10 protein-coding genes are annotated in these 10,205 nt (G+C 69.5%); 3 read left to right on the forward strand and 7 right to left on the reverse strand.

What is annotated here, in order from left to right; all coding sequences use genetic code 11:
* The first annotated feature begins 25 nt into the window (after positions 1–25).
* From AB1609_07890 to AB1609_07900, 3 genes are all read left to right on the forward strand, one after another.
* Positions 26–1,777 carry a [FeFe] hydrogenase, group A gene (locus AB1609_07890; protein ID MEW6046387.1) on the forward strand — a complete coding sequence of 584 codons (1,752 nt, stop codon included), beginning with the start codon at positions 26–28 and terminating at the stop codon, positions 1,775–1,777.
* A gap of 39 nt (positions 1,778–1,816) precedes the next feature.
* A complete protein-coding gene (locus AB1609_07895; GenBank protein ID MEW6046388.1) occupies positions 1,817–2,335 on the forward strand; it encodes an ECF transporter S component in 519 nt (172 codons plus the stop codon).
* An 87-nt stretch (positions 2,336–2,422) separates the two neighbouring features.
* On the forward strand, positions 2,423–4,180 hold the full coding sequence (locus AB1609_07900) for an HD domain-containing phosphohydrolase (protein ID MEW6046389.1): 1,758 nt from the start codon (positions 2,423–2,425) through the stop codon (positions 4,178–4,180).
* A gap of 18 nt (positions 4,181–4,198) precedes the next feature.
* On the opposite strand, the gene AB1609_07905 is transcribed toward AB1609_07900, so the two are convergent.
* The 7 genes from AB1609_07905 to AB1609_07935 form a co-directional block, all read right to left on the reverse strand.
* A complete protein-coding gene (locus tag AB1609_07905; protein MEW6046390.1) occupies positions 4,199–5,461 on the reverse strand; it encodes a hypothetical protein in 1,263 nt (420 codons plus the stop codon).
* A gap of 71 nt (positions 5,462–5,532) precedes the next feature.
* A complete protein-coding gene (locus tag AB1609_07910; protein ID MEW6046391.1) occupies positions 5,533–7,164 on the reverse strand; it encodes a cbb3-type cytochrome c oxidase subunit I in 1,632 nt (543 codons plus the stop codon).
* A gap of 16 nt (positions 7,165–7,180) precedes the next feature.
* Positions 7,181–7,648 (reverse strand): cytochrome c oxidase subunit II, encoded by a 468-nt coding sequence (locus AB1609_07915; protein MEW6046392.1) that lies wholly within the window; start codon positions 7,646–7,648, stop codon positions 7,181–7,183.
* Between the two features lie 20 nt (positions 7,649–7,668).
* On the reverse strand, positions 7,669–7,854 hold the full coding sequence (locus AB1609_07920) for a hypothetical protein (protein MEW6046393.1): 186 nt from the start codon (positions 7,852–7,854) through the stop codon (positions 7,669–7,671).
* A gap of 54 nt (positions 7,855–7,908) precedes the next feature.
* On the reverse strand, positions 7,909–8,577 hold the full coding sequence (locus AB1609_07925) for an SCO family protein (protein MEW6046394.1): 669 nt from the start codon (positions 8,575–8,577) through the stop codon (positions 7,909–7,911).
* 160 nt (positions 8,578–8,737) lie between these two features.
* Positions 8,738–9,406, reverse strand: a complete 669-nt coding sequence (locus tag AB1609_07930) for a response regulator transcription factor (GenBank protein MEW6046395.1) — start codon at positions 9,404–9,406, stop codon at positions 8,738–8,740.
* Positions 9,378–10,205: GAF domain-containing sensor histidine kinase (locus tag AB1609_07935; GenBank protein MEW6046396.1), on the reverse strand; the 828-nt coding region annotated here is incomplete at its 5' end. The genes AB1609_07930 and AB1609_07935, both read right to left, overlap by 29 nt.

Genomic DNA, 10,205 nt, shown 5'->3' on the forward strand with positions numbered 1-10,205 from the left:
GGGCGCGGGGGCACCGCCAGGCAGGGTGCGCCTCACCGTCAACGGGCGCCCGGTCGACGCAGCGCCCGGCCAGACACTGCTTGCTGCGCTGCGGGAAGCAGGCTACGAGATTCCCACCCTGTGCCACCTGGAAGGGCTGACGCCGTTTGGTGCGTGCCGCCTGTGCGTGGTGGAGGTGGAAGGGGCCCGGACACTGGTCACGGCGTGCACCCAGCCCGTGCAGGAGGGCATGGTGGTGCGCACCCACACCGCCGGCGTGCAGCTGGCACGCCGCCAGATCCTGGAACTTCTGCTGGCCGACCACCCGCAGGGGTGCCTGAACTGCGTTCGCTCGGACGATTGCGAACTCCGGACGCTGGCGGCACACCTGGGAGCGCGGGTCGGGGTATTCGGGGGCGCCCACCGCCGCGCGCTGGACGAGCCGCCCGACGAATCCAGCAGCGTCATCGTCCGGGACCCCGCGAAGTGCATCCTCTGCGGCCGCTGCGTGCGCATCTGCCAGGAGGTCCAGGGAGTCGGGGCCATCGACTTCGGCGGCCGGGGTTTCGATACGGTGGTGGAGCCGGCCTTCGCTAGCCCCCTGGCCGATGCGGGGTGCGTGTACTGCGGCCAGTGCGTGCTCCACTGCCCGACCGGCGCCCTGACGGAGGCGGACGCGCTCGCGCCCGTTTGGGAGGCGCTGAGCCGGCCCGGCATGCGGGTCGCCGTACAGATCGCCCCGGCGGTGCGGGTTTCGGTTGCCGAGGCGTTCGGACTGCCCCAGGGGGAGGCGCTTACCGCCCAGATCGTGGCCGCGCTGCGCCGGCTGGGCTTCGCGTACGTGTTCGACACCAGCTTCGGCGCGGACCTGACCGTCCTGGAGGAGTCCGCGGAACTGCTGCGCCGCCTGGCGGCGAACGGCAAGGAAGCCCCGCTGCCCTTGATGACGTCCTGTTGCCCGGCCTGGGTGAAGTACGTCGAACACTACTTCCCCGAGCGCCGGGCAAACCTCTCCAGTTGCCGGTCGCCCCACGAGATGGTGGGCTCGCTCGTCAAGAGCTACTTCGCCGAACGGGCGGGCATCGACGCGGAGAAGCTGTTCGTGGTCTCCATCATGCCGTGCACGGCCAAGAAGTTCGAGGCGAGGCGCGAGGAACTCGGCGGTGCGGTGGACGCCGTGCTGACGACCCGGGAGTTCGTGCGCATGCTGAGACAGGCGGGGATCGACCTGCCCGCCCTGGCGCCTGAGCCGTTCGACCTCCTGATGGGGGAGTCCACGGGAGCCGCGGCCATCTTCGGGTCCACGGGCGGCGTGGCTGAGGCCGCGCTGCGGACGGCGTACTGGATGGCGACCGGGCAGGACCTGCCGGACGGATCCCTGGAGTTGAGCGCCCTTCACCAGGAGGGGCAGGTCAGGCGGCTTCGTGTCAGGCTCGGCCAACGCAGCATCGAGTGTGCCGTGGTGGACGGCCTGGCAGGAGCGCGCACCGTTCTCGAAAGCCCTGACTTTGAACGGTTGAGCCTCGTCGAGGTGATGGCCTGCCCCGGAGGCTGTGTAGGCGGCGGGGGCCAGTTGCGGCAGGGGACCACGCGGCGGGGGCGCGCGGCCCGGGCTCAGGGTCTTTCGGCCATTGACCGGGGGAGCAGGCTGCGCCGGGCGCACGAAAACCCCGAGGTCTCGGCGCTTTACCGGGATTTCCTGGGCCATCCCGGCAGCGAGCGCAGCCACAAGCTGCTGCACACGCACTACGTCGAGCGAAGGGTGCCTCTGGCAGACCTCGCCGGATCCGGGCTTTGAAACTCTCCGAGGCCCGCAATGAGGGGGGCTGGTGAAGAAGTGAGCGTGCAAGGGATCCCCGGGACCAACGGGTCGCGTGCAACCCGGCTCGTGGTCATCTCGGCTATCCTGCTGGCGTTTGCCGTGGCCTTCCAGGCACTGGGGCTGCCTCAGGCAGTCACGGGGCCGGTCGTCAACGCCGTGCTGTTCCTCGCCGCCTGGACGGTCGGCCCGGTCTTCGGGGCGGCCATCGGGTTGTTGACGCCGGTCGTGGCCCTGTGGCGGGGAATTCTGGCAGCGCCGCTTGCGCCCATGGTGCCGTTCATTGGGCTTGGCAACGCCCTTGTGGTGTTGATCTTCTCTTACCTGAAGCGGGTCCACCCGGCCGCCGGCATCGCCGTGGCCGCGGTGGTGAAGTGGGCGCTTCTGTCCACGGCCGTCCGGGCGTTCGTTACCGTGCCGCCTCCTGTTGCGGTCGCCATGCAGTGGCCGCAACTCCTCACCGCGCTGGGCGGCGGGATTCTGGCGTGGGCCGTCTGGCGTGCCCTGCCCGAGCCGTTCCGCCAGGGCGTCGCCTGACGGGAGATTAGACCCTGTCCCTGCCCGAAGGCGCAGGAATCCCTGCGCCTTCACTTAATCACCAGAGGGGTGAAAACAAGCCGGATTTTGTCGATACACGTGACGGAGCGCGAGATCGCGGCAAGGACAGGGGTCATGGAAGCACGCCAGTCACCGCCGGCTCCAGCGGCCGGCCCGCGCGGGCGTTCGAGGGCCACTCCCTGGCACCGGCTGCTGGATGCGGTGTGGAACCTCAATGTCACTCGCGACGTTCCCTCCACGTACGAGATGCTTGGCCGCCAGGCAATCGGCCTTGTCAACGCAGACGGGGCGGCCATCTATGCTCCCCAGGAGTCAGGCGGCGTCAGGTGCGCCTGGTCAGAAGGGGTTTCAGCGACCTACACCGAGAGCGTCACCCGAGCCGTTGCGCAGATCCCCGGGGGCGAGGTGCTGCGCGAGGCGAAAGCCCGGGTTATCACCGATGCCCCGGTCCAGAAAAGGTGGGTTCGCCTCGCCGAACTGACCCGCCAGGAGGGGATCCGCACCATCGGGCTGTTCCCCATGGTGATGGAGGGAAGGGTCTGCGCGGTACTGGCCGTCTATCACCGGCGGGTGCGGCCTTACCGCCGCTGGGAGAAGGAAGCCCTCACGGCGTTTGCGTACCAGGCGGCACTGGCGCTCACGGGCGCTGAGCTGCATGAGGAAGCCCGGCGCCGGACGGAGGAGCTACAGCAGATGTACGACCGGCTGCAGGATGCGTACCGCCAGCTCCAGGCGTTCCAGGAGATCGGCACGGAGCTTGCAGCGAGCCTCGATGTCCAGCACGTACTTGGCACTGTGGCGCGGTATGCTGCGGAACTGACGGGGTCCGACGCGGGTGGCGTCTTCGAGTATCATCCCGAGGAAGGAAGCCTGACCGTCAGCGCAAGCTACGACGCCCCCGAGAGCCTGGTGGAGGGCATTCGGCGGGCGCGGGTGCAGTTGGGGCAGGGGGCCATCGGGCGGGCTGCCGCCGAGCGGCGTCCCGTCCAGGTGCAGGACACCGAAACGGATCCGGACTACCCCTTTCGGTACCTGACCCGCCCGCGAGGCATCCGCGCCATTCTGGCGGTCCCCATGCTTTCGGGCGATGAACTGGTGGGAGGCGTGGTGGTCTGGCGGCGCACGCCCGGCCCTTTCGGGCAGGGCGAGGTACAGCTTCTCGAGACCCTGGCCCAGCAGTCCACGGCTGCCATCCGCAACGCACGCCTCTACTCGGCGCTGGAGCAGGCGTACGACAACACCCTGGAGGCGCTGACGGCGGCCCTGGACGTCAGGGATCGGGACACGGAAGGCCATTCCCGCCGGGTGGCCGCCCTGGCGCTGGCGATTGCGCGGGAAATGCAGCTTTCGCCCCGGGAGCAGCAGGCGCTGTACCGGGGCGGCCTCCTGCACGACATCGGCAAGATCGGCATTCCCGACAGCATCCTTCACAAGCCCGGCCCGCTCAGCGACGAGGAATGGGCGGTCATGCGCAACCACCCGAATCTGGGCTTTCAGGTGCTCAACCGCGTGGAGTTCCTGCAGCCGGTGACGGCGGTGGTGCTGTACCACCACGAACGTTTCGACGGGCTCGGCTACCCCATGGGGCTCCGGGGCGAGCAGATCCCCCTCGTGGCCCGGGTGTTCGCGGTGGCGGACGCGTACGACGCCATGACCTCCTGGCGGCCGTACCGGCCCGCGCTGGATTCGGCCACCGCGGTGCGGGAGATCGTCCGGCACTCGGGGACGCAGTTCGACCCTGAAGTGGTGAACGCGTTCTTGCGGGTCATGGCGCGGGGTGACCGGGCGATTCACCACGATTGCCGGAACGTGAACCGGAACTGACGCCGGCGAAAGGCGTTCTCAGCAGCCTTCGTCCTGATCGGCCTGCGGAGGTGGCACGGTCCCGGCCGGAATCTTGAGCAGTTTTGCCAGGTCCGCGAGGGGGATGGCCCAGCCTCTCGTGCCGGAAGGCGCCGACGCCGCCCGCTCCCGCAAGTTCAGCCGCAGCGTGTGGCCGTAGCCTGTGTCGGGGTCGGGCCGCTCGTAGTACACGACCAGCTGCACCTCGACCGCCGGCGGCTCGCCGGCGCTTCCCGGCGGGCCGAGGATGGTGCCGGCCACCGTGACGTGCCGGATCTGGTCCATGAGGCGGGCGGCAAGCTGAGGGTCCCATCCGGTCGTGGCGTGCTTGAGCGCGGCCTCGTCGTCCTCGTTGAGGGCCGCCAGCACCCAGCGGGCAAGCTGCTCCGGAGCCGCCTCTTCCAGCACCTGCGCCATCCGCCCTGCCGCCTGCCACACCATCAACTGGTGGGACCAGTCAACCCGGCCCGAGCGGTGAAGGCGGCTTTCCCGGAAATGAAGGCAGAAGTGGCCGGGAAAGTCGTTGCCCCTGACGACCCCGTACCCGTGAGGCATCCCGTTGATGGACGCGGCGATGCGCCGTCCCCCGATGATGGCCACCACGGGGCGACGCCGCCAGCTCCACTCGCCGCCGTAGATCGCCTTGAGCAGGGCCGTGTCCCTGGGCGAGGCGGGTTCGACGTCAGCGTGCAAGTAGCCGCCGTACCGCAGCACGTGGAGGCGCACGCCCGTCCGTACGTCCTCCAGCACGGCCCCCGTGTCCCGCGGGAACAGGGGATCCACCTCTCTCCAGGGCACCGGTTCGCCGAAGAGCTGGCCCGCGAACCCCGCCAGCGGACCCTTCAGGGACTCGCTCAAAGCAGGGTTCGAAATCGCCCGGCGAGAGGAGGGGTCCCACAGCTCCCCGTAGGGCAGCACCCACAGCTGCCGGGGCGGGCGGCGGCCGAACTCGGCGGTCACCACCCACACGGGCCGGACTCCGTCATCCGGGAGCGCCGCCTGGCGCCGTTCGGCGAGCCTTCCGGGGGCGGCGCGCTCGGCGAGGGCGGCAGCCAGTGCCCGGGCGACCCGCTCTTCGCGCACCTCCATCGAACGGCGCCACTGTGCCCAGGGAAGGCTGAGGCGCACCCGCACGGCCTCGGCGCCCGGCCGGTCCGGCCGCGGCCCGGCGCGCATCTGCCAGGCCGACGCCATGGCGGCGGCAACGGCGATCATCGAGACGATCCGCACCAACCAGGCCGGGTGCGTGCGGGGCTGGCCCACGCCGGCATCCTCCCCCAGCTCTTAGGGGATGTATGGCGGGGCCAGCCCGTCTTATGCCGGGCGGTGCCGGCTCACCAGACCCGCAGCGCCGGGACGGGGTTGAAGTGGTTGAGCAGTTGCACGATGGTCGGAACGTAGCCCACGGCCGCCAGCGCCACGGCTGCCCCGATCCAGATCCGCCACCGCTCGAAGAGAAACGGTGCGTGCTCCGGCCCGGACAGCGCCTCGGCCTCGGGCACCTCGACCCTCGCGGGCTCCCTGGAGAAGAAGAGCGTGGCGGCCACCTCGATGAGGTAGAGGTAAAGGCTGACGGCCAGGATCGCCCCTCCGATGCCCACCATGAGGGCCGGGAGCCGCCACTCGGGGTTGAGGGCGCCGTAGGCCGCCGCGCCCAGCATCGTCCGCCTGGGCGCCCCCAGAAGGCCGAGCAAGTGGAGCCCCCGCCCCAGCGCCAGCATGCCGATGAACCAGGTCCACGCCTGCGCGAGCGCGACCCGCCGGCTCCAGAGCCGCCGCCCCGTCAGGTACGGGATGAGCCAGTACGAAACGCCCATGAAAGTCAGCGTGACGCCCGAGCCTACCGTCAGGTGGAAGTGCCCTGGCACCCAGGCGGTGTTGTGTACCATCAGGTTGAGGTTGTACGAGGCGTTGATGATCCCCGAGACCCCTCCGAGGGCGAACAGGAGCATGGCAAACACCTGTGCGGCGACCGACGGGTCTTTCCACGGCAGGGCGAAAAACCACCTGAATGTCCCCCGGCCTCCCCGCGCCCTTCCGGCGTTCTCCAGCGACGCAAGCAGCGTGAACGCTGTCAGGGCGCTCGGGAAGAAGACCGCGAAGGTGAGCGCCGAGTGGATCAGCTTCCATCCCTGCGAGATGCCCGGGTCGGTGAACTGGTGGTGCAGCCCCACGGGGATGGAAAGCGGGATGAAAAGCAAGAGCGCCAGCCTCGCCAGCGGGTCGCTGAACAGCCTGCCGCCGGCCTGCTTCGGCACCATGGTGTACCACGAGACGTAGGCCGGCAGCAGCCAGAAGTAGACGATGGGATGCCCCGTGAACCAGAAAAAGGCCCGCGCCAGCACCGGGTCGGTTCCGGCCTGCAGCCCCAGCGAAACGGGGATCAGCATGAACAGGAACTCCACGGCGATTCCGAGGCTCGCCAGATCCCACATGATGAAGGTAACCAGTGCCCCGTACGCCCCGAGCGGCGTCCGCGCCCCGGGGTTCTCACGCCGCCATGCCCGCCACGTCAGGAAGATGTTGGCCGACACGAGCCACGTTCCCACAACGACCAGCGTCAATCCCACGTAATACGCCGGGTGCGCCTTGAGGGGCGGGTACGAGGTGAACAGCACCGTGGCCTGGTCGGCCAGGATGGCCCAGCCCGCCAGCAGCACCCCTGCCACCATGACGCCGAACGCGGCCCACCCCAGGCGGATGCTCGCAAGCGGCCGCTTCAGCGTCGCGCCCGTGACGAACAGCAAGAAGCCGCTGATGAAAAACGTCGTCCATACCAAGACGTTCAGCACCCCGTGCAGGCTGAGACCCTGGTAGTAGGACTTGAGGAACGGGAGGTACCGGTACAGGTTCACCCCTGCGTGCTCAAGCGCCTGGAACGGCCCCAGGGAAGCCCCGACGACAAGCGCCAGCACCGCAACGTAGAGGTGCCAGGCGACCAGCCGGCGCTCAGTGGCAAGCGTCATGTCACACCTTCCCCTCTTACTCCACGATGATCCGGCCGAACATGTTCTGGTGCCCGATCCCGCAGTACTCGTGGCAGACGAAGAGGTAGGTCCCCGGTTCGCGGAAGGTGTAGCTGGCCTTGGCGAGCTGCCCCGGGAAGACCATGGTGTTGACGGGGGTTCCCACGATGCGGAATCCGTGCACCACGTCGCGGCTTGTCAGGTTGAACGTGACCGTCGAGCCGGCCGGCACCCGGATCTCGTTGGGCGTGTAAGCCCAGATGAACGCCACCAAACTGGCCTCGTAGCGACCGGGACCCAGTTCCCGCACGCCTGGGCGGTCAAACGGCGGAGAACTTGCCAGCGCCTGGGGGTTTACCTGCCCGTACACCCCTGGCACCTGGATGCCGGCGCCGAACACGGACCCCAGCACCGCCAGGAAGAAGACGGCCAGCACGGCGGCGACCAGGGTCATCCACCGCTTCTCGTACAGGTCAACGGGCACGCTGCATCACCACGCCTTTCTCACCAGCGCCCGACAAGACTCAGGTACATGTACGCCCAGGCCGCCACCACCACGAGCAGGTAGAGCAGCATGATCGCCATGGCCCCTCTCGGGCGAACCTCTTCCTCGACCTGCTGCGGGGTCGAGGCCTCGGCCGGCCGGACGCCGCCATCCGCCCTCTGGGCCCCGTGCTGTTGAAGCGCCATTGCCTCACCATGCCTCCTTTTGACTTGGGCCGTTGGTGCGCGGCTTCGCGCGGCTCAAAGGCCCGGGTAGCAGAGGAACAGGTGCGCGGCCTCGTACACGACGCGCGCCGCGCCGGTTGCCCTGGACTCGCGCTCCACCCGGTCCAGGTCCCGCAGGAGCCGGGGCACGTCCAGATTGGGCCCGGGGTAGATCCCGCGGATTACCCCCTGGCCGTCCACCAGCACGTAGCGGGACTCGTAAACCGGCGGGCCGCCGGGGACGACGTCGTAGTAGACCCCGAACCCCGAGCCCGCCGTCAGCTTTACGGCCAGCGGCGGGCCCGTGAGGAAGACCCACCTGGACGGGTCGGCGCCTGCCTCCCTGGCGAACTCTGCGATGCGGCCGGGTGTGTCTCGCTCGGGATCCAGGGTGATGGCGGCCAGCCGAACGCGCTCGAACCGGGCGGGATCCTGCGCCATGTGGTCTTGAAGGGCGCGTAGTTGCCCGGCCATCACCTGCCCGGCCCGGTCGGAGGCGGCCGTGGTGAAGAAGCTGTAGATCACCGTGTAACCGGCCAGGGCCTGGTGGGTGATGGGGCGTTCCCGGGCGTCAACCAGCCGGAAAGCCGGGGCGGGGCCGAGCCGTGGGGTGACGGCGAGGGGTCTGGCGAAAGCAAAGTAGGCCAGACCTGCCACGAGGGCCAGCCCGGTGCAGGCGAGTACGGCAAGACTCCGGCGACCCAAGATGGTGAAGCCCGTAATCGGTGGCATTACCGGATCCATTAGACGCGAGGAAGAGGGCCGCGCACCATCCGGCAGGAGGGTGATTGCCGGCAGCGGGCCCTCCGGCCATCGAGCTACGCAGGCCGGCCGGGCGGATGCGGGCCGTCATCATCCGAAGGAGCTAACTCCCCGGGACCACGCCCCCCGGAAGGTGCCCGGCCTGGATCGCCCTGGTAGCCGCCTCGGCACGGTTTTTTGCATGCAGCTTGTCCAGGATGTGCCGCACGTGGGTCTTCACCGTGTGCACGGAGAGGTGAAGCCGGTCGGCGATCTCGCGGTTCGTGAGGCCCTGGCTGGCAAGGGCCAGGATCTCGGCCTCGCGCTGCGTGAGGCTCCCCGGGTCGTTTTCGCAGGGGGCCGGCTGGCGCCTGCCGGCCATCTCGTCGAGCAGCCGGGCCGCCAGATGGGGGGAGAGCATGGCCTCCCCGGCGCTCACCCGGCGGATGGCCTCCACGAGCGCCTCCTCGGCCACGTTCTTGAGGAGGTAGCCGCGAGCGCCGGCCTTGACGGCGCCGAACAGGTCCTCGTCCCGGTCGGAGACCGTGAGCATGATCACCTGAGTCTGCGGGAGGCTTGCGCGAATCGCCCGGGTGGCCTGCACGCCATCCACCCCCGGCATCTTCACGTCCATCAGCACCACGTCGGGCTTCGTCTGCAGCGCCAGCTTCACAGCCTCGCTGCCCCCAGACGCCGCGCCGACGACCTCCACGTCGGGATAGCTCTCCAGGATGCGGCGCAGCCCCTCCCGGAAGAGGGCGTGGTCATCCGTTATGAGCACGCGCACGGTCATCGTGGGCCAGCCTCCCCTCAACAAGCGGCACCCTGACCAGGATGCGGGTCCCCTGGCCCGGGCCTGTCGCGATGGTCAACTGGGCGCCGATGGCGCGGGCGCGCTCCCTCATGGCGACGAGCCCGTGGTGGCGGCCGTTCGAGGTGGCGCCCGGGTCGAACCCCCGGCCGTTGTCGGCCACGCTCAGTTCCAGGTGGCCGCCGGCGGTCGAAAGCTCAACCTCCACCCGGGTGGCGCCCGAATGCTTGCGGACGTTCGCCAGCGCCTCCTGCGCCATGCGCAGCAGGTGCAGCTGCACCTCGGCGGGGCAAGGCCCGGAAGGTGGCTCAATGCGGGCCACGGCCGGGATGCCGGAGCGGGCCGAAAAGTCCCGGACCATCTGCTGCAGGGCCCCAGCCAGACCGCCGGGTGAGTCGGCGGTGAGGCGCAGGTTATCGATGGCCTCCCGGACGTCCAGATACGCCTCCTGGATGGCGCCGGCCATGCCGGCGAGCTCCTCGCGGGCCTGCGCGTGGCGGCCGTCGTCCAGGAGGCGCCGGATGCGTTCGGCCTGCATGCCCAGGTAGCCCAGCGTCTGGCCGAGGGTGTCGTGCATTTCCCGGGAAAGCCGGTATCGCTCCTCGACCACCGCAGCCTCGCGCAGGCGGTGGTAGAGCTGAGCGTTTCGAACGGTAAGCGCCAGGTGTGCGCCGACCGCGTCCAGCATCTCCATCTGGTGCAGGGCGAACTGGCCGGCGGCGCGGGAGGCCATGACCACGACGCCGAGGATCTGCCCTTCCGCCACCAGCGGAACGGCGGC

The organism is Bacillota bacterium (assembly GCA_040754675.1).
GTDB lineage: Bacteria > Bacillota > Limnochordia > Limnochordales > Geochordaceae > Geochorda.